Source organism: Oxynema aestuarii AP17, from assembly GCF_012295525.1.
In the GTDB taxonomy this organism is placed as follows: domain Bacteria; phylum Cyanobacteriota; class Cyanobacteriia; order Cyanobacteriales; family Laspinemataceae; genus Oxynema; species Oxynema aestuarii.
This window is the reverse complement of sequence record NZ_CP051167.1, coordinates 776091-795124: the sequence shown is the minus strand read 5'-3', so window position 1 is coordinate 795124 and position 19034 is coordinate 776091. Positions and strand designations below refer to the sequence as shown.

General features: G+C 51.3%; 14 protein-coding genes and 2 pseudogenes. 6 read left to right on the top strand and 10 right to left on the bottom strand.

What is annotated here, in order from left to right; genetic code table 11:
* The first annotated feature begins 27 nt into the window (after positions 1-27).
* Positions 28-1044 (top strand): hypothetical protein, encoded by a 1017-nt coding sequence (locus HCG48_RS03225; protein WP_168567869.1) that lies wholly within the window; start codon positions 28-30, stop codon positions 1042-1044.
* Positions 1045-1067: 23 nt separating this feature from the next.
* Positions 1068-2789, top strand: a complete 1722-nt coding sequence (locus HCG48_RS03220) for a hypothetical protein (protein WP_168567868.1) — start codon at positions 1068-1070, stop codon at positions 2787-2789.
* Positions 2790-2886: 97 nt separating this feature from the next.
* On the opposite strand, the gene HCG48_RS03215 is transcribed toward HCG48_RS03220, so the two are convergent.
* The 6 genes and pseudogenes from HCG48_RS03215 to HCG48_RS27000 all read right to left on the bottom strand — a co-directional run.
* Positions 2887-4050, bottom strand: a complete 1164-nt coding sequence (locus tag HCG48_RS03215) for a metallophosphoesterase family protein (RefSeq protein ID WP_168567867.1) — start codon at positions 4048-4050, stop codon at positions 2887-2889.
* 78 nt (positions 4051-4128) lie between these two features.
* On the bottom strand, positions 4129-4992 hold the full coding sequence (locus tag HCG48_RS03210; protein ID WP_246259874.1) for an RNA-guided endonuclease InsQ/TnpB family protein: 864 nt from the start codon (positions 4990-4992) through the stop codon (positions 4129-4131).
* On the bottom strand, positions 4959-5456 hold the full coding sequence (locus HCG48_RS25740) for a transposase (RefSeq protein WP_246259773.1): 498 nt from the start codon (positions 5454-5456) through the stop codon (positions 4959-4961). The genes HCG48_RS03210 and HCG48_RS25740 overlap by 34 nt, the downstream gene beginning before the upstream one ends.
* Complete coding sequence (locus HCG48_RS03205) at positions 5453-5905, bottom strand: IS607 family transposase (RefSeq protein WP_246260067.1); 453 nt, start codon at positions 5903-5905, stop codon at positions 5453-5455. Before HCG48_RS03205 ends, HCG48_RS25740 begins: the two co-directional genes overlap by 4 nt.
* Positions 5906-6131: 226 nt before the next feature.
* Positions 6132-7199, bottom strand: a pseudogene (locus tag HCG48_RS03200) (RNA-guided endonuclease InsQ/TnpB family protein); the annotation flags it as partial.
* Positions 7193-7417: pseudogene (locus HCG48_RS27000) on the bottom strand (recombinase family protein); the annotation flags it as partial. The pseudogenes HCG48_RS03200 and HCG48_RS27000, both read right to left, overlap by 7 nt.
* A gap of 283 nt (positions 7418-7700) precedes the next feature.
* Between HCG48_RS27000 and HCG48_RS03195 the strand changes: the two are divergent.
* Complete coding sequence (locus HCG48_RS03195) at positions 7701-9266, top strand: hypothetical protein (protein ID WP_168567866.1); 1566 nt, start codon at positions 7701-7703, stop codon at positions 9264-9266.
* A gap of 180 nt (positions 9267-9446) precedes the next feature.
* Here HCG48_RS03195 and cysK read toward each other — a convergent pair whose 3' ends face one another.
* The 3 genes from cysK to HCG48_RS03180 form a co-directional block, all read right to left on the bottom strand.
* Positions 9447-10412, bottom strand: a complete 966-nt coding sequence (cysK, locus tag HCG48_RS03190; RefSeq protein WP_168567865.1) for a cysteine synthase A — start codon at positions 10410-10412, stop codon at positions 9447-9449.
* Between the two features lie 107 nt (positions 10413-10519).
* On the bottom strand, positions 10520-13153 hold the full coding sequence (locus HCG48_RS03185) for an AAA-type ATPase lid domain-containing protein (RefSeq protein WP_168567864.1): 2634 nt from the start codon (positions 13151-13153) through the stop codon (positions 10520-10522).
* 550 nt (positions 13154-13703) lie between these two features.
* Complete coding sequence (locus HCG48_RS03180) at positions 13704-15818, bottom strand: NAD(P)/FAD-dependent oxidoreductase (protein WP_168567863.1); 2115 nt, start codon at positions 15816-15818, stop codon at positions 13704-13706.
* A 153-nt stretch (positions 15819-15971) separates the two neighbouring features.
* On the opposite strand from HCG48_RS03180, the gene HCG48_RS03175 reads away from it, so the two are divergent.
* From HCG48_RS03175 to HCG48_RS03165, 3 genes are all read left to right on the top strand, one after another.
* Entirely contained in the window at positions 15972-16205 is a 234-nt protein-coding gene (locus HCG48_RS03175) for a hypothetical protein (RefSeq protein WP_168567862.1), read from the top strand.
* A 93-nt stretch (positions 16206-16298) separates the two neighbouring features.
* Positions 16299-16853 (top strand): TRAP transporter small permease subunit, encoded by a 555-nt coding sequence (locus HCG48_RS03170; RefSeq protein ID WP_168567861.1) that lies wholly within the window; start codon positions 16299-16301, stop codon positions 16851-16853.
* Positions 16837-18177 (top strand): TRAP transporter large permease, encoded by a 1341-nt coding sequence (locus tag HCG48_RS03165; RefSeq protein ID WP_210437158.1) that lies wholly within the window; start codon positions 16837-16839, stop codon positions 18175-18177. Before HCG48_RS03170 ends, HCG48_RS03165 begins: the two co-directional genes overlap by 17 nt.
* A 235-nt stretch (positions 18178-18412) precedes the next feature.
* Here the strand turns inward: HCG48_RS03165 and HCG48_RS03160 are convergent, their stop codons facing one another.
* Positions 18413-18976: a hypothetical protein gene (locus tag HCG48_RS03160; RefSeq protein WP_168567860.1), complete on the bottom strand. Its 564-nt coding sequence runs from the start codon at positions 18974-18976 to the stop codon at positions 18413-18415.
* Positions 18977-19034 lie beyond the last annotated feature (58 nt).

Below are 19034 nucleotides of genomic sequence, written 5' to 3'. Positions count from 1 at the left end.
CCCCATCATCTCCCGAGCCATACTGTTATGAAGCAACACCTCTCGCCGATCGCCATTGCCTCCCTCGTCCTGTCATTGGGGCCGTTCGGGTTCACTTCATCGGTGTTCGCCGGAGAACTCAGCCCCGTCGAGAATGACAACATCGCCGAAACCTGTCAGGCGTGCCAGCTTGAAGGAGCGATCGTAGCCGAACAGACCGCTTTCGGTCTCTCACCAGAGTTTTCGGGCGGCGATCGCGCCAATCCGGAGAATTTAGAAGCCCAGACTCAAGAAGCAACTCCCGAAAATCCGCCCACCGCCCAACAAATCGAACAAAGAACCAGCCAACTGCAACAACGGCTGCAAGTTTTACAAAGTAACCCTTTACAACAAATCTATCTCGGCGCCCCCGGCACCAGCTCCAACACCCCCACCGCTTACGGAGGCAGCTTGGGAAGTGTCGGCGTCGGTTTTAGCTATCAAGAACGAACCCGCTACACCGATAAAAACGACGGCACCGCCGGACTCGTTTTCAGTCTCGGCAACCCCCAAACTGCCGTCGGTTTCGATGTCGGCGTCACCTTACTCGACCTGTCCGATTGGGGCGATCGCGGCTCGTTTAACTTCAAACTCCACAAAGCCCTCCCCCAAGATTTTGCCGTCGCCGTCGGCATCGAAAACGCCCTGATCTGGGGATTTTCCGACGCCGACACCAGCACCTACGCCGTCGGAAGCAAACGTTTTCGGCTCAAAGAAAGCAGCCAAGACCCCTTCAGTCGCCTATCCGTCTCCCTCGGCTTCGGTAACGGCAGATTTCGCACCGAAGACCAAGTTCAAGACGACGAAGGCAGTATCGGCGTCTTTGGCAGCGTCGCCCTTCAAATTCTCCCGGCGGCGAGTACCTTCGTCGAATGGACCGGACAAGATTTGAACCTCGGCGCCTCGATCGCCCCCTTTCGCGACTTCCCCGTCGTGATTACCCCGACCTTGAGCGACGTCACCGGAACGGCGGGGGATGGAACCCGCTTTACCATCGGCGTCGGTTACGGATTATCGCTGTTTTAAACCCTAGCGTGAGGATCTCTAAAGTGAAATTAGTTTACGAACTACTTAAAAAAGGCTTGTGTGTCGGGATTCCCCTCGGTCTGTCCTTGGGTGTCAGTCTCGCCGTAGCGAACCCAAGCGTAGCCCAAAACCAATCCGACTCCACCGGACCGATTCCCGGACTGCCCCCCGGTCTGCAACGGGACGAACTGCCCCCCGGTTTGCAACGGGACGAACTGCCCCCCGGTTTAATTCGGATTATCGAAAGCGGACGCTTTATCACCAACCAGTCCGACGTCACCGGACCGATTGTCGGCCCGGGAACCAACCAATCCGACATCACCGGAGGCGGCGGTATTATCATCGTGCGCCGACTCGTCATCCGCCTGACCACTGCCGGGTTTATCGACCCCTTAAATGCCGGATTGCAAGTGCTAGAAAGCAGCACGACGACGACCACGACGACGACTACCACCGTCACTGAAACCATCACGCCGGAACAACCCCCCGCCGTCGAGACCGTCGAAACCGAACCTGTAGAAACCCCGGTGGAGGTTGCCGAAACTCCCGAAACGGTGGAGACTCCCGAAACAAGGGAGCCAGTGGCGACCAATCAATCCGACATTACGGGAGTGTCGTTACCGACCGCTCAAACCACCACCGTTCCAATCGACGTCCAACCGTTGTTCTCGCCGATGGTGCTGATGGTACCGTCGAATCGCAACAATATTTCGACCAACAATCCCGCTTTTACCAATCTGTTGCTCGACAGTTTCTTGAGTCAACTTAGCTTCTCGCGCTTGCAGGTGGTGAGTATGGGCAACAGCGCCCGGGTTATCATGTCCTTCAACGGACGGCGGGTGATTATTGCTTTAGCGGGGGTGGCGATGGGTTCGACCCAAGATTTCCCCGTGATGCCTGCTTCCAGCCGACCGGGGAGCTTCCGATTTGTCGGCGTCGTCAGTGGCGTCTGGGTCGATCCGCCGACTTCCGAAGGGTTCCACTACGAAATGGAATCGGATTCTTTGTTTACCGAGATTATGGACTTCCCCACCGGGTTTGACGGTAAATTTACCGTGTCTTCCGGCGGTCGCGTCTTGGGCGAATTCGGCCCGGGAGAAAGTGTAGACTTTAGCGATTTTCCCGGCGGTGGGGTAAAAGAGTTTACGATTACGGGCATCGATCCGCTTGCGGATCCGGCAGATCCGATGGCCTTCCCGTTACAAGTGGCGTTTAATACGGAAAAAGCGGATTTCAGCATGGCGGCGATCGAAAAGATTGAAAGCTTGCCGGAAGCTGAAACGGCGACGACGGATCCCGGACCGTTTGAAATTGCGGTGGTGACGCCGGATGAAACGGTGAACTTGGAACCGGGGGCGATCGCCACGTCCTTGGAAGCTCAAGCGGACATGCTGACCGGATCGGAAGCGAATTGGAGTCCGGTACAGTTAGAAGCTTTTGAAAATGCCGTTGCTGCGGTCCGTTCCGACCTGGACATGATGTCGGGCAATTTTGAAGGCTTGTTTACTCGCGAAACGGGCATCAATACCAGCCGCTTGAATCCAACGATGGCTTCGGTCGAGAGTTTGCAACAGTCTTTAAGTGCCTTGGTCGAACAGGTGAATGCGATTCCCGGGAAGACCGATCCCGATCGCGCCGCCGCCGTCGGTCAAATGTTGCAAGATATCGAGTCGATGACGTTGTTACTCGAAGCGATGAATCCGATGCTCGACGATTTGAGTGAGGCGATCGCCACGGCGCGATAGTCTGGAATTTCCAAGGGAATCAGGGAGTGGGGAGTAGGTACGAGGCAGAAGTTCCCTCTCCCTGACTCCCGATTCCCCAATCTAAAATCTAAAAAATCTAAAATCTCAAATCTCTTAAGTGCAAACGGCGGGGTTGGCGATCGAGCAGTAGAGTTGCATGATTGTCGATCGCCCCTAAAGACCGATGAGATTCGACGCCGGGAACATGAGCGTTGTTCGCACTAAATTTTTGGAAAAAACGACGCACTGCCGGGGGAAAGTCGGGGAAGTCCACCACTGCATCACCCCGCGCGATATCCGCCCAAAAATAGCGCAAATGGGGGGCAAGTCGTTCGGCTTCGTGAGCGGGTAAGTTTAACGGCGGTTCTGTTAATAAACGAATCATAAACGGTCGGGAACGATCGCCCATCCATTCGCGACCGACCTGACTCAAATTCGGCCAGTCTGGCAAGGTCTCGACCCGATGGGACTCGATTTTGAGCGAACACGAACCGCGATCGTCCTGGGTCAGTTCGATCGTCCGATAGGGATGGGGATAGCTGACTAAGGATCCGGTGGTGATGTCGTAAATGCGATCGCTATAGGCAAGATCTTGCACGTGAAGGTGACCCGTGAACACCACTTGCACCCCCGCCGCCCGTAACATTTCCAAGAGAACGGGGGCATTTTCTAACATGTAGCGCCGTCCCATGGGATGTTTGGACTGGTTGGGCAAATGTTCGATAACGTTGTGGTGGATGAGTACGAAGACCAGCTCGCCGTCGAGGCGATCGAGCACCCCTTGCAACCAGTGGAGTTGTTCGTCGTCGAGGCGTCCGACTTGTTGCCCGTGGGAATTAAATTGATTGGAATTGAGGGCGATCGCGCGCAGTCCCGGCGCTAATTCGCGGGTGTAGTAGAGGCGATCGCTCGAATCGTATCCCTGTTGGCGATAGTAACTGGGAAAGTCGGCCCAGGCGATCGATTGGCGATCGGCATTCTCTACGGGAACGTCGTGGTTCCCGGGAATGACGTAAGCGGGAAAAGGCAAGCGTGCGAGGCGATCGGCCAACCATCGATGGTTTTCCGGTTCCCCATGTTGGGTTAAGTCTCCTGGTAATAACAGAAAATCGAGTTCGAGTTCGAGAAAATGCTCAAAAACTCGTTCGAGAGCCGGGATACTAATCTCCGACAGATGAAACCGATTGGGAGCATCCCAGACCGTATGCTCTAGCGCGACATGGGGATCGCTGACAACCCCAAAACGAATGTTGAGACTCATAGTTAACCAAAATATAGTCAGATATAAACAAGACATGGATTCTATTTCAAAAATCCCCTTCATTTTGGCTTCCAGAGATTAATTCTCATAATCGTGAACTACGCACCTCTCTATCCCATAGCCCATAAAGGCATTTGGGAATGCTTTTCTTAAGATATTATAGGAGCCTAAGATATCCGCTTGACACAAGAATCCTGTATCAGTCCGGTAAAGACCTCTTTTAATTCTTTTTCCCGTAAACTTAGGAACTTTTACCGTTTCTCCATAAACCGGAAGCGGATCTAAGTTGAAAAAGTTCGACTGACTCGTATAACTCTCTTCAGCGATCGCCACTTTAATCCCTAGTAATTGACATTTATAAGTCAACATTTCAATCAGACGGTTGAAAGGAATCCCCACAAATTTTTGGTTGTTCACTTTCCCCATCTTGGCATTTTGTTTCCAACCTTCATTTTTGCCAATCACTAAGGTGGTGATATTTCGGTTAACGAGTAGATTGACCAGATAACGGCTGGCTCGATGGAGATAGTTCTCCACTTTTTGATTTCGGCATCGAGTCAGACGCTGGATTCTCTTAGAGGTGGGTCGATTTCCTTTTAATTGGGATTGGAGAAAGGCTTTTCGTTTATTGTAGAATTGATTCAGGCTTTTTAAGGGTCGCAGGTACATAAACGCACTCCCTGTTTTTTTGATATTAAAGTGTGCGTTTATGTACCTGCGACTGCCATTTATCAACAGAGGAACAAAGTCCGGTTGATTAGAAGTTACAGCCATTAAAACATCTACACCTAAATCCACACTAGCGACCCATTCATTGGATTTCAATGTTTGTTCTACTTCTTCATAAATGACCTCAATGATATAACAATCGCATCGAGGAACGATTCTCACCTCCACTACTTTTTCGGCTACAGAAGTCTCCAAATTTGGGTTTTTGAGCATTTGATTTTACCTTTTTTTAAAGCCACTTTACTTAGAGCCTGTTTCACGTACACCAATAATTGACGACCTTTCTGAGTGTTTTTATATTTGGGGATTTTCGGGTTGACTAAAAACTTCTCCTTGTTGACTTTGTAGGCTTGATTGGCGGCAAAAAAGGATTGCCAGTTTTTGTCTAATCCTCGTAACACCTGTTGAGAGACTTTAGCTGGTAAAGCGCGATATTGCTCCGTCTTCTGCATTAATTTATCCATCCGGTTATAGTTCAAGTAACCATGACCATAAATAAAGTTTTGACGGATTAGATAATTAGCCGCATTGTAGAGATTTTTGGAATGCCATGATAACTCATCGATCTCATCCCAAAACCTATGACCTTTTTTGATTATATGTCTTTCGACTAATTTCACTAGCGTTCCTTTAATTCGGCAATAATTTTTTCGGTTTTCCGTTTCGAGCGTCTTCATCCATAAAGACGAGAACAGAATGAAGTAATGATAGCAATTAAATCTTCCACCAATTCATCTTGTCGATCCTCGCTATGATTGACAATCTCAACGGTTTTTCCCCTCTCTTTTAACCGGATCTCAAGGTAATTTGTCCCCAACCTCGCCAAACGGTCTTTATGCTCCACTATCAATATATCGTAATGGGAATCGGTTAAAACCTTAGCCAATTTTGGACGATTATCATTTAAACCACTGCCAATTTCTTTGACGACTTTATAAATTTGATAGCCTCTAGCAATAGCATAATCTTTTAACCGTTCCGCTTGTCGCTCAAGGTGATCTTTATTTTCTGCACTAGAGACTCTGGCATAAATACAGGCCATTCTCTCGGTTTTCTTCTTCCCTTCTTCGGTAATGATAATTGTTCCCGAAGTTGATAGCCCGTTAGATGACCTTTTTGCCACCATCTCCACGCCGTTTGATAACTCACCCCGGCTTTTTTGGCATAGTCTGAGAGTTTCATGGTTATATCTTAACAGGAATGACTATACTTGACTATGTATTCAGTTAAACTTTACAATACTCCGTTACATAAGACTTACCCAAAGCCACCCACAAGTGGACATCTTTGGAACCTACTTCCTGCTTCATCCTGGTAGTGTCCGCACTCACCAGTCCACAGGCTAACACCACCTAACTGGCGGCGATCTCCAAATTAATGGCGGCATTGAAATCCCGCTCAATTTCCAGACCACAGTTTTCACACCGGAAAACTCTTTTTGACAAGGGTATTGAGTCTTTTTTGGCGTGACATCTAGTGCAGGTCTTGGTTGAGGGAGTCCATCGGTCAACCACAATTAAGGTGGCTCCATACAACTGGCATTTGTACTCCAACTGCCGTCTGAACTCATAGAAGCCCATATCGGCGATCGCTTTGGCTAATTTGTGGTTGGCCAACATCCCAGAGACATTTAAATCCTCAATCCCTATTCGGCTGTGGTTTTTGGCTAAATAGGTCGTAAGCTTATGTAATGTGTCTTTGCGGATGTTGGCTATTTTTCGGTGCAAGCGGGCTATCTTGATTTGGGCTTTTTTCCAATTGGCCGAACCATACTTTTTATGACGATTCAGCCATTGCCATCGTGAGAGTTTTTTCTCGTGTTTGCGATAACTCTTAGCCCCTTCAAATCCCTCACCCGTTGATAGGGTGGCTAGGGCTTTAACCCCAAAGTCAACGCCAACAACAGCATGGGTTTTAGGCTCATTGGTTGGCTCGACTTCAATTTTCCAGCTAATAAACCATCTGTCGGCTTTACGACTAATTGTGAAGGACTTAGGTTGATATTCGGTAGGCAAGCGCTCGAATGTTTTAAGCCAGCCCATCACAGGAACTTGAACTCGAAAACGGTCAACGGAGAGCGAACCATCAACCGTGAAACTGTCAGCACGTCCTTTTTTCTTAAACCTTGGTGGTTTCTTAACTTTCTTGAATGCTTGTTTCCAAGCGTCAGACAACTGTTTGAGAGCGTACTGAGGAGCGCATTTACTGACTTCGTAGTACCAGGGACATTCGGGCTTGACCACGGTCACCAGCCACTTATGCAGGTCAATCGCTGTGGGAAACTTAATTTTATCCTCTGGATTATCCCGATTGTACTCTAGTATTTGTTTGGTTAAGTTTAGTCCCCAGTTCCAAGCATGACGGGCGACTCCTGCGTGTTTGGCTAATGCTGCTCGCTCGGAATTGTTTAATTTCAGTTCAGTCTTAAAACCTCAGAGCATACATCCTCTACCGCTTTGGCCATGCTATCAATCAGCTTCTTGTTCTTATGGGAACGCGAACCTTAAAGACTTGCAGAGAACAGGGTAATTAGTTCAAGCATTTCTGTTACCAACTCTTGCTCAAAACTCACCTCTGAGGAAGATTTGTTGATAATTACCACTTCAGTTTCAAACTCTTCACACATAGCGAATACAATTCTATATCATTCTCCCAATCTAAACTACCTCACAATCATTACCCAATCCGACAATAATGTCTAGAAGTGTTCAATTATAGTGTTCAATTATTTAGTTACAGCTTCTTTCCCTAATCTACAACAATGGCGATCGATTTGGGATTTGAGATTTGAGATTTGAGATTATTCGCGATCGCCGACTCCCTACTCCGCCCAACAAAGCCCTGAAATTTTCGATAAACTATTGGCAAAGCGAACGCGAGCGAGTCGTAGTAACGCGCCGTCCTATATCCGAGTCAAACCGATGAGTGAAGCTGAAACCCCCAAGAACCGGAATTTACCCGAACCGAGCGAATCGATCGCCCCGTCGGAGCTTCCTGCTTCGGAGCAAGGAACCCCCGATCCTTCGGAAACGCCACCCACGGAATCGAGTGAAAATCGCGATGACGGTTGGGAAACGGTGGACTTTCCCGGTGCACTCAGTATTAAAGCGTTAGAGGAACAAAGCCAGGAAAGCGAGCAACCGAAGGCGGAATCGCAAGCGAAGCCACCGGAAAAAGCGGTCGAGAAGTTGATGGCGGGGGCGCGGGATGCGGTGATCGAACGGCTGACCCAAGACAATCGGGAACTCAACGGACGGATCGAACAACTCGAAACGGTATTGCAAGAGTGCCGTCAGTCGTTGCAACAGCAGCGATCGCGCGCGTTATCCCAACAAAATTTATTAGAACAACGCAACGAAGAACTACAAGGCACCCGGGAACAAATCGCCCATTTAGGGAAAGAACTCGAAACGTTGCACCAACTGAGTGAAAAACAACAAGGAACGATCGCCCGACTGTCGCAACAGTTGCAAACCTCTCAAGAACGGTTGGCGCAAATGGAACGGGAATGCGCGTTAACCCAAGAACGCTATAACGAACAGTCCCAAGTTCTCTATCAAACGGAAACGGTTTGTCGGGAACTGCGATCGCGCCTACAACGCCAGCAACGCCATACTTTACAATTTAAAGCGGCTTTAGAAAAGTGCCTCGACGTTCCCGGGGAAAAAGCCAAAATTTTAGAACAGTTGCAAGACACTCCCCCCCAGGAACTGGAGTTAGAAGAATCTTCCCTGGAGACGGGCGATCGCAAAGCGTCTCCCCAGAAGAATCGCGTAGCGTCTGCGAAGGAGAAAGGGGAAAGGACTCAGGAGGATCGCCCCAAACTGTCCAAACCGTCGATCGTGCCCAAAGCTTCGCCAATTTCGCCCTGGTCTGCCCCTGCGGAGTCCCCCCCACCCCAGTCCCCAGTAAGCGGTCAGTTCACCCTCTCTCCCCTGTCCGTAGACCCTAAAGGGCCGAACGTCGCTCCCCAATTACAACCCTTGCCACCGATCGCCGCACCGAGTCCCCTCCCTGGTGAAGCAGAAATGCCGACGACCCACGAGGAAAGGGTTTGGCACGATTTAGAAACCCTGATCGAGAAAAATGCACCGTCTTTAGAAGGGGAACAACCGACGATCTTGACGGCGGCCCTGCTGTCTGTGGAAACTGGGGAGCGATCGCGTAGCGGCTCCTTTGGAGCGTCGCCGCAAAGCCCCAGTGAGAGCGAACCAGCCGATCCGGCAACGACGCCGACGATCGAGGTGAAAACTGACGAGACGCCTCAGCCCGCCCCGGTGACTCCCCCACCGCAGCCCCACGGCGTTCTCGAAACGACTCCCCAGCAGGATCGTCCCTCAGCCCCCCCCTCAGCCGGGTCTTCCGGGCGCGGAAATTGGCCCGCCCCGGTGGTTTATCCCCAGCAAAGTACCAGCAAAAAACGGCGATCGCTCGCCTCGGTCGAACTGCCGAGCTTTCAAACTCCTTCCAGCAGCAAAACTGAGTAAAGTGCCGATCGTACCAAGAATATCAGTACTTAATATACCAAAAATGGTCTAATTTGTGCTGTTTTTATTGGCTATATTTATTCGCTAAATGGTTGGTTTAGTCACCTAGTTCTATTTTTCTTTGACCTAGTCTTTGAGTCTAGTGGAGAAGATCGCCTAACCTCTTCTCGATCGTCTAATTCAACCGTTATAACCCGCGACGGCGGCGACGGATTGCGGTTGAAACATTTTTGTACTCAAATACCGTTCTCCCCCACTGGCTTGAATCGTAACAATGGTGCGATCGCGATAGTCCGAACCAGACCCAATCTTCAAGGCGACTGACACCACAGCCCCGGTTGAGATTCCACTCATAATGCCTTCTTTTTCTGCTAAAAGCCGCCCGAATTTGTAGGCTTCTTCCTCAGTGACTTGGACTACCTCATCGATTAAATCTTCCCGTAATACATCAGGGATAAAACCCGCACCAATTCCTTGGATATCATGAAGACCGCGATTTTTGCCACTCAAAACTGCACTTGCAGTTGGCTCCACGGCAATAATTTTCAACTCCGGTTTTTGCTGTTTTAAATAATAACCTGCCCCCGTCAAAGTCCCCCCTGTCCCTACACCAACCACCAAAACATCAATCTTTCCCTCCGTATCCGCCCAAATTTCTGGCCCAGTCGTTAGGTAGTGAATTTTTGGGTTGGCAGGGTTACTAAACTGTTGGGGAGAAAAAGAATTGGGAATACTCGCCAGAAGTTCATTGGCCCGGGCGATCGCACCAGCCATATCTAATTTAGCTGGTGTGGTGACCACTTCAGCCCCATACGCCTTTAACAATTGTTGCCGTTCCTGACTCATATTATCGGGCATCGTCAAAATTAGACGATAACCGTTCGCCGCACAGACCATCCCCAAACCAATACCGGTATTCCCCGATGTCGCCTCAATAATCGTCGAACTCCCCCGTTGAATTAACCCCGCGTTTTCTGCTTCTTTAATCATACTCACGGCAATTCGATCCTTGATCGATCGCCCTGGGTTAAAACCTTCTAATTTTAAAATGATTTCAGCATTGCAGTGGTAATCTTGCGGCAAATGCTGCAATCTAATTAAGGGCGTATTGCCGATGACTTCATTGATATTTTTGTAGATTTTCATGTTTTTTGAAATATGTTTGTCAAAGCAAACGAGACTCAATTTTTGGAAAACCCAAATCAACCAAAAGCTCAATCATACCCAAGCTTTTAAACTTAAATGTTTCACAATTAAATCAACAAACTGTACCAGGCTACAACCATGACCGCCATCAGAATAAGATGGGGAAGTGTTTTAACCAGAGGACGGCCTGTGATTTTCAACAAGGGAAAGATGCTAAATCCTAAAATCAACAGTAAGATCGCCCCTTGCAGAAACTGTGCTACTTCCAAACTCCACGTTAGAGTGGGCAATCCCTCTCCACTGAAACCAAATGTGCGAGCGGTAACGGGCAGAATCTGACCTGCTTCGGTCATGGCTGAGGGTAAGTAATGAGCCAAGTTTCCCGCCAGTACCAAGGGTAGATAGGCATAAATCACTGTTTGATATTCCGGCATCTCCGAGTCAAAGAAGCAAGCGATTTTGTGGGCCGTATAGGTCAGGATCGGGGGAATAGATAAAATGAGGCTAACGACCGGAATGGCGATCGCCAAATGATCAGAATCGATCGCCAAATCCCCCCAACCCAACCAGCCTAAAATCTCTTCAGAATGGTGCATAAACACCCCACCGAACAGCAATAGCAGTAGGGCAACTTCCGCCCAAAACCCTCGATGTCCTTCCAAAAGATCCGCCGCCGGGAACCGGAGATTCAACTGTCCCGAACGGTTGGGACAAGCCTTCACACAAGTCATACAAAACATACAATCGCGATTATCGGGCAACTGAGCCGGATGGGAATACAGAGGACAGCCCCCCGTTGCCTGTCCCTCCGTGGGCAGGGCATCGGGAAAATTGACCGGAGTCTTATCGCTCCCCCGATAGCAACCAAACGTCTGACATTGCGTCCCGCAAACCTGCGGCGTCGATCGCAATTCCAGCATCGCCAATTTAGCGAACATCCCATTCATGCCACCGATGGGGCAGAGATGGCGACACCACAAGCGGCGTTCGTAGATGACGCTACAAATAACCGCCCCCGCCGTAATCACCAGCAGCAGCCACGCCGACAGATACGCCCGATGAGGGAGATCCCATAATTTTTCCCAGAGATAAATGGCGACAAACCCGGCCCACAGCAACCACGCCCCCCACTTGTTGAGCCATTTGGTCGGCCAGGGTAATAACTGCCTCGGCCAGATCCACAGGGATACTGTTCTGGCCCATTCTCCGACAATCATAAATGGACAAACGGCGCACCAGAGGCGACCCACTACGGGAAACAACAGCAGATAAAACGGCCACCACCAGGCCCAAAATAGGTTCAAGGCTACGTTGGCATCCCGAGTTTGCGGACCGATTAATCCCATCACGGTAATGGGGATAAAGATCGACATCATCGGCCACCAAATGCCTTTGGGCCACCAGTTACTCAATAGAAATTGTCGCAACCCAGGAATTTGGTTGAGCAAGTCTACTCGAAAGGTATTTTTGGGGGATTCGAGAGACCACAACACTTGTTCGGGAATGACCGACTGTCCCACGGGGGTCATGGCGACTGCCCGCTTTAAAATTCCTTCCAATTCGCCGATGTTGCCGGGATAGTCATAGCTGAGTAGCCGTCGTAAGTCGGCTCGATCGAGTTGTAAGGGGGGGCGGCCCTGTTCCCGACAAAATTTGTCTAGGAAATGGTGGGCGAAGGCGGGGATATCCCTTTTCCGTTGTGGGAGGGTGAAGAGTTTGATGCTGTGGGCGTCGATGTCGGAAAAGGGGAGTTTCCCGGGACTGGTGAGGATGAGACGCACTGAGAGGGTGGGTGAGGATTGCTCCATCACCTGCTGCTGCATCTCAACGGGGGCGTTGGGGATGGCATGTCCGGTTTTCAGGTAGTGAGCGAGTCGATCGCGATCGCCCCGGGTGAGGAGTTGGATATTATCGATCGCCAATGTTCCCCTTTCTAACAGGGCGATCGCTCCCTGGGGGCCGTCATACTGCCCAAATAAGAGATCGGTGTTCACGGCCCCCGCCCCATCTAAGGGCAGTTGGGCACAGTCAATTTCGGCGAAGGGCCGATCCTTGAGTCCGGACTGGCGATGAATGAGTCCGGCAATAAAGGTTTTTCCGCTTCCCGATGGCCCTTGGAGGAATACGGGTTTTAAATCTCCTGCGGCCTGTTTCACCTGTGTGGCGAGTTTCTGGCTGGGTTTGCTCTCACCGATAATGGTTTCGTTGAGGGGCACGGGGCGAACATAGGGTTGCAAGCCCTGAATACGCGCTTGTTCCTTGGCCAGACGTTGGGAAAAGCGCCGCAGATCTTGGGCTAAAAGGGTATTGATGGCACTGTTAATGTTGGGATGCTCGGTTTTGAGGTCCTCGAAGCGATCGCGAGGCAAGAACCATATTTCGCTACAGGTAATTGTCTTCGCCCCAGAGCAGTAATTGTCTGTTTCTTCCCCCGCCCCGATCGAAATGTGGCCGAACAGTTCCCCAGCGTTGCGATAGATGACATGGGTTTGACCGACGGGGGAGGCCCGATAAATTTCGACGGTCCCCCACTTGAGCAGATATAACCCTTTGGAATTGGTTTCTTGGTCGTAGATTGTGGTATCGGAGTCCGCCCGCAACAGTTGCAGGGATGAGGCGATCGCGGCGATCGTCTCCGGCACTAACGTTCCCCAAATCCGATGAAAACTCAACCAGGTGATGCACTCTTCAATGTCTTGGCGATCGGGTTCGGGAGATTTGGGGAAAGTTTGCACTGTCATTTCGTATCCGGAAGAATGGACAACTCAGAGTACGGTCATCGTGATTCCCATCCTCTCTACAAGTCCAAACTCGCACGTTTCTAGACCAATTCTCTAACCTGTTGCGATCGATATGGCAGATCTTAGCGTTAGGAAAGAAGCGGTCAATCTCAACGGTGTTTTTCCCATCCCATCCAGCTTTGCACTTCGGCAGGCCGAGCTGATGACTATCCCCCAATCTAGATCGCGAATGGCTTCACCTAGGTTGGGGTAAGGAACGGTCGTCCTCGTACGGTATGGCAATCGCGACCCAATATTACATTCAAACTATACTATATTTCTTTACAGTTTTACATCGCTAAACGAATTTGTCTAAAATTTGCGTTTAAGAGACTGTTTATAAAGAAAATATAGAAAAATCTAGTAGGGGTTTGGCCACCAAACCCCTATAAGGCACCATAGACTGTCGAGAGCGTTGGGGTAACCCGATGGCTGCCATCAATCGTTTGATGCTCCGGCGATCGCCTCCTCTCAAACATCGCTCTCAATGTTTAAGCGCCCTCGATCCCCTCTAGGAAAACTGCTCTCCGGCGGTAGACGGCGAGATCGTGGGTGCATCTCGCAACGCCGATTCTTTCTCGGGACGACCCAATCCCGACGTGAGGGCGTAACTTTGGGCGAGCAGCCAGAACCACAGACCGGGAAAGCGTTTTTCCAGCCAGGGGCGGGAACGGCGGGTGAGGGCGGGCAACCAGCCGAACAGCCAGCCGAAGAAGGAAAGAACGGTAAACGTCAGATAACTGCCGACCCAGCGCAACATATCTTTCGCCCCGGCGAGTTCCCAAATCCAGGCGAGCAAGCTGGGATTTTGCCAAGCGGCTTTGAGGGCGAGGCGGTTGAAGGTGAACCAATCGACCCGATCTTTAATGAAGCGATCGGCGATCGCCGCCGTTTCGCTGGCTAAAATTCCAAAAAAGGTATTGAGCATGGAATTAATCCGTTGCGGGGGGATGAAACGACCCGTCGGCACCATCATCCCTTTAGAAAATAGCCAGGTGACCGCGATATTGCTCTGATAGGCGCGAATTTGGTTTAAATGGCGCGCCTGCACTAAATCGTGTTTGAGGGCGACATCGAGCAGGTGGGTGAGGCGGCCCATGTTGCGAATCAGGGAACCGAACCCGGTAAACACCAGGGGAGATTGCAACGAGGCGGCATCGCCGATCGCGATCAGGCGATCGAAGGCCACTTGGCGATCGCCACTGCCGATACTAAAATATCCCGGAATGTAGCCGAAGGTTGCCTTTTTCCACTGCAACTTATCTAAATCGCAGCGTCGGTACTCCGGCAGAATGGTAAAAAAGTCTTCATACATTTCTAACAACGAACCGGGGTTATCCGAGTGGACTTGATGGTAGTGAAACAGGTAGATCGTCAGGTCGTCCCCGGCGGCGGGAAACAGTTCCCAAATCAATTGTCGCCCTCGGGAAATATCGCCGTGACTGTTGAGAACGTCGCCGTAACGGGAATCCCACACCCCCGGCTCGAAACCGCTTTCGATGACGGCGCCGACGGTGGGACAAACGCTGTTAAAGGTGCGCCCGCCGTTGAGTTGCCACGCAATCGGCGAAGCGGTTCCCATCGCATCGACGAGTAAGCGTCCGGCGGCGCGGCGGGTTTCGCCCGTGGGTAGGTGGGTCGAAGTAATCGCGGCGCGATCGCGATCGATATCGGCGCGCTCGAATTCGGTTTCGTCCCAAATTTCGCCCCCAGCTTCGCGCAGTTTGTCGCCACACAAGCGGATGAAGCGATCGGCGTCGATCGCGATATTGAGAACCGTCGGCGTATGCAAGATTGGCGCTTTACACTGGGGCGGGTTGTTGGCGTCGAAAAACTTGTGAAAGCCGTCGATATACTCGCAGGCGATAATACTTTCAAATTCCGCCGCCGTAAATAAGCCCAAATCGATCGCACTCTGGAATTCGGCACGAGAAATATTCCACTCCCGGTTCATCCGTCCGAAGGGCATTCGTTCGAGCAAGAGCACCCGATAGCCGAGTCGAGCCATCACGGCGGCGTGAATGACGCCCAACGCGCCGCCGACGTAAATTAAGTCGTACTTTAACTCGCACTCGTCCCCCTCAAGGGCGGTTTCCTCCCTCGGAGTGTTTTGGAAAATCACCGGGGTCGGACGTTCCGGTTGGCGGACGCTCTGGCGCCAGCGCCGTTCCCACCAGTAGACTCGGGTGAGATCGTATTCGCCGTTGGGAATCTTTTGGAAGTATTCCACCGTTAACGGGTAGTCGGCGGCTAAAGCCTCGAAAATGGACTGTCGGGAGAGGTCGATTTCCGGCGGTTCGGGATAGCGGTTGGGGAACTGAGTGCGGATTTGCTCGGTCAGACTCGTCAAGATTTGTCGTTCGTGGGGGACGGGGGCGATCGCCCATCGAAACACTTTGAGATAGGTGGTTCGCTGCAACGACCAGACAAAAATCGAGAGTTCGTCTTTCAGGGCGCTTTCCTCCGTCAGGGTTGAGTTTTGACGGGAGTCTTGACAAAAGTCGATTCTTATGCCATTGTGAGTGACCCGTTTGTTGCCGGGGGTCGGCTCGAACCCGTGGTGTAACCACTGGCGGACGGCCTCTGTATCCGGCGTGGGAACTTCGATATAGAGGATTTCTTGCATGGGAATCCGATAAACTCCGATAAATCGACCAAAGAGAAGGTTGACAGGAACAGAAAGTGCGTTACACTTCCGAATACAGAATTAAAAACCTTAAAAAAAATTAACAAAATTCTCAGATTTCTTCATCGGCGATCCCGTCGCGAGAGCTAGTTTATGAATTATCCCATTCCAACGAGTCTTGAAGAAATGATCGACCTCAGACAGCAACCCGTGGATGAGGAATTGGTCGCCGCCGCGATCGCGGGAGTGATTAACATCGCGCGATCGCAGGGAAAATCCTTAGAAGATTTGACCGCCGAACTACTCGCCGACGATCGCCTGCTCGATCGCGCCGTACGGCGCTGGTTGAGCGATCTGGTCAGCCGAGCGTGGCAGCAAGGGATCTAAACGGCGATCGCCACAAGCGGAAAAGCTCGCCTCAGCCCCCATTCGGCGGTAGAATACGTCATCTGCAGCCAAATCAAGGGGGAAAAGGTAGCCTTGCAGATTCTCCTAAAACTTTCTCGATGGATAAACACCTGTAACGAGTGGATCGGGCGCTTTGTCGGGTGGTTGGTCGTAGCGATGGTTCTCGTCGGCGTCTGGAACGCGATCGGGCGCTATCTGGGACGGGCGGTCGGAACCAATCTCACCTCGAACGCCGCGATCGAAACTCAGTGGTATCTCTTCGATATCGTCTTCCTACTCGGAGCCGCCTACGCCCTCAAACACGACGAACACGTGCGCGTAGACGTGCTCTATAGCCGATGGTCCCCTCGCCAAAAAGCCGCGATCGACTTTCTCGGCACCGTCTTATTTCTAATTCCTTTTTGCCTGTTGGTCATCTTCTTTTCCTGGGACACGATCGCCCAATCGTGGCAAATTCAGGAAATGTCCCCAGATCCCAACGGCTTACCCCGCTATCCGATTAAATCGGCCATTATTGTCAGCTTCAGCTTATTGTCGCTCCAGGGAATCTCCCAAGCGATCCAATATTTTGCGATTTTCACCGGGCAGTTAGAACCGCAGGAGGAGCGCCATGAGTCTGAGTTATGACTACGAATGGCTCGGCCCGATGATGTTCGCCGGAGCCTTTGTCTTCCTGGGACTGGGCTATCCCGTCGCCTTTTCCCTCGGCGGGGTGGCGATCGTCTTCGGCTTAATCGGGATGGCGTTAGGGGTGTTCGAGCCGATGTTGCTCAACGCGATGCCGTTGCGCATTTTCGGCATCATGGAAAACTACACCCTCTTGGCGATTCCCTACTTCATCTTCATGGGGGCGATGCTCGAAAAATCCGGCATCGCCGAAGGTCTACTCGAAACCATGGGGATCCTCTTCGGACGCTTGCGCGGCGGGTTAGCCCTGGCGGTGGTGATCGTCGGCGCCTTACTCGCCGCCACCACCGGAGTCGTCGCCGCCACCGTCGTCGCGATGGGCTTAATTTCCTTGCCGATCATGTTGCGCTACGGCTATAACAAAGAACTGGCTACCGGGGCGATCGCCGCCTCCGGAACCCTCGGTCAGATCGTCCCCCCGAGTATCGTCCTCGTCGTCCTCGGCGACCAACTCGGCATCTCCGTGGGGGATTTATTCATCGGTTCGATCCTTCCCGGACTGTTGATGGCGGGCGCCTTTGCCGTTCACGTCCTCGTGGTCGCCTTCCTGCGTCCGGATATGGCGCCCCCCTTACCCCCGGAAGTCCGCAATATCGGCGCCCGAGCCTTGGGATTGCGGGTAGTCAAAGCTTTGATTCCACCGATGGTCTTGGTGTTGCTCGTCCTCGGCAGCATCTTCTTCGGGATTGCCACGCCGACGGAAGCTGGAGCCTTGGGTGCCTTGGGGGCGATGTTCCTGGCGATCGCCAACCGTCAGTTTAACTGGAGATCCTTGGGTCACGTCTGCGATGTCACCCTGCGAACCAGCAGCATGGTGATGTTTATTTTATTGGGTTCGACCGCTTTTTCCCTCGTGTTTCGCGGACTCCACGGCGACAGTTTCATGTTTGACCTACTGGCTAATCTTCCCGGCGGCGAAACCGGGTTTTTATTTGTCAGTATGCTGACTGTCTTTCTACTCGGCTTTTTTATCGACTTTTTCGAGATTGCCTTTATCGTCGTCCCTTTATTCGTTCCCGTCGCCCAACAGTTGGGAATGGATTTAGTCTGGTACGGGGTTATTTTAGGTGCCAATTTGCAAACCTCTTTCCTAACCCCACCGTTTGGCTTTGCCCTGTTTTTCTTGCGTGGGGTTGCCCCGCCGGAAGTGACGACGGGTGATATTTATCGCGGGGCGATTCCGTTCGTGTTAATTCAATTATTGATTTTGGTCACGATCGTTGCCTTTCCGGGAATCGTCAGCTTTTTGCCCTCGTTGACTTAGACTTACCGCACTCGGGCGATCTGATGAGGTACAGTGCCGATCCCCCTATCCCCCCAACCCCCCTTTCAAAGGGGGGCGAAGGGGGGATTTCGGGGGGGACGAGGAAAGTCCCCCTGTTTAAGGGGGATTTAGGGGGATCTCAATGTCTTGCATAGCAGAGGAAAATGCTATAGACGGCGATCGCGAAAGCGTCTCCCCAGGAGAATCGCGCCACGCGATCGCCGTCGCGAGAGCCTTACTGACAGTTGGGATAATCGGGTAAATTCGCCATCACCTCAGCCGAACAATGAACCATGCGGCGGTGTTGGGGAATTTTTTTGCGGAAAACAATCGGCAAAAACAGCGTTTCCGTCGGGCGATCGTCGTAAAATACTTTGACCGGAACATTTAATTTTAAAGTATCGGGCGCACTACTGAGCCGTTGTAAGTCCAGGGTGATTAACGTGGGGTTGTGTTCCCACATATTATCGTTTGCATAGTCGATCGCCATGCCAATCGGACCGCCTAATAAGATATTTCCCCAAAACCAGCCGTTAATCTTGCGATCGATAAAGACTTGTTCCGAGCGATAATTGGGCGTATCGATGACCAATTGATAATCGCTGCCTTTATCGAGTTCGACCCGAAACGGCGTCACCAACTCCGTAGTGACATCATTGTGCAGTTTGGTCAAACTCACTTCGACGTTCTCGGGATTAGTTTCGACTTCCAACCACGACGGACCGCCATCGACAATTGACACGCAACCCGTGACCAAGAGAGATAGGCTCAGAGAGGACTGAATTAAGAATCTTTTCATGGATTTTTTAAGGTAAATTGATGTAGTGTTGGGAATGCTCGTTCGAGGTAACCCACAT

What these genes read in the sequence shown, in the direction of transcription:
- HCG48_RS03225 (WP_168567869.1), top strand. Translation starts at nt 28, where the DNA reads ATGAAGCAACACCTCTCGCCGATCGCCATTGCCTCCCTCGTCCTGTCA.
- HCG48_RS03215 (WP_168567867.1), bottom strand. Translation starts at nt 4,050, where the DNA reads ATGAGTCTCAACATTCGTTTTGGGGTTGTCAGCGATCCCCATGTCGCG.
- HCG48_RS03210 (WP_246259874.1), bottom strand. Translation starts at nt 4,992, where the DNA reads ATGCTCAAAAACCCAAATTTGGAGACTTCTGTAGCCGAAAAAGTAGTG.
- HCG48_RS25740 (WP_246259773.1), bottom strand. Translation starts at nt 5,456, where the DNA reads ATGAAGACGCTCGAAACGGAAAACCGAAAAAATTATTGCCGAATTAAA.
- HCG48_RS03205 (WP_246260067.1), bottom strand. Translation starts at nt 5,905, where the DNA reads ATGGTGGCAAAAAGGTCATCTAACGGGCTATCAACTTCGGGAACAATT.
- HCG48_RS03195 (WP_168567866.1), top strand. Translation starts at nt 7,701, where the DNA reads ATGAGTGAAGCTGAAACCCCCAAGAACCGGAATTTACCCGAACCGAGC.
- cysK (WP_168567865.1), bottom strand. Translation starts at nt 10,412, where the DNA reads ATGAAAATCTACAAAAATATCAATGAAGTCATCGGCAATACGCCCTTA.
- HCG48_RS03185 (WP_168567864.1), bottom strand. Translation starts at nt 13,153, where the DNA reads ATGACAGTGCAAACTTTCCCCAAATCTCCCGAACCCGATCGCCAAGAC.
- HCG48_RS03180 (WP_168567863.1), bottom strand. Translation starts at nt 15,818, where the DNA reads ATGCAAGAAATCCTCTATATCGAAGTTCCCACGCCGGATACAGAGGCC.
- HCG48_RS03175 (WP_168567862.1), top strand. Translation starts at nt 15,972, where the DNA reads ATGAATTATCCCATTCCAACGAGTCTTGAAGAAATGATCGACCTCAGA.
- HCG48_RS03165 (WP_210437158.1), top strand. Translation starts at nt 16,837, where the DNA reads ATGAGTCTGAGTTATGACTACGAATGGCTCGGCCCGATGATGTTCGCC.
- HCG48_RS03160 (WP_168567860.1), bottom strand. Translation starts at nt 18,976, where the DNA reads ATGAAAAGATTCTTAATTCAGTCCTCTCTGAGCCTATCTCTCTTGGTC.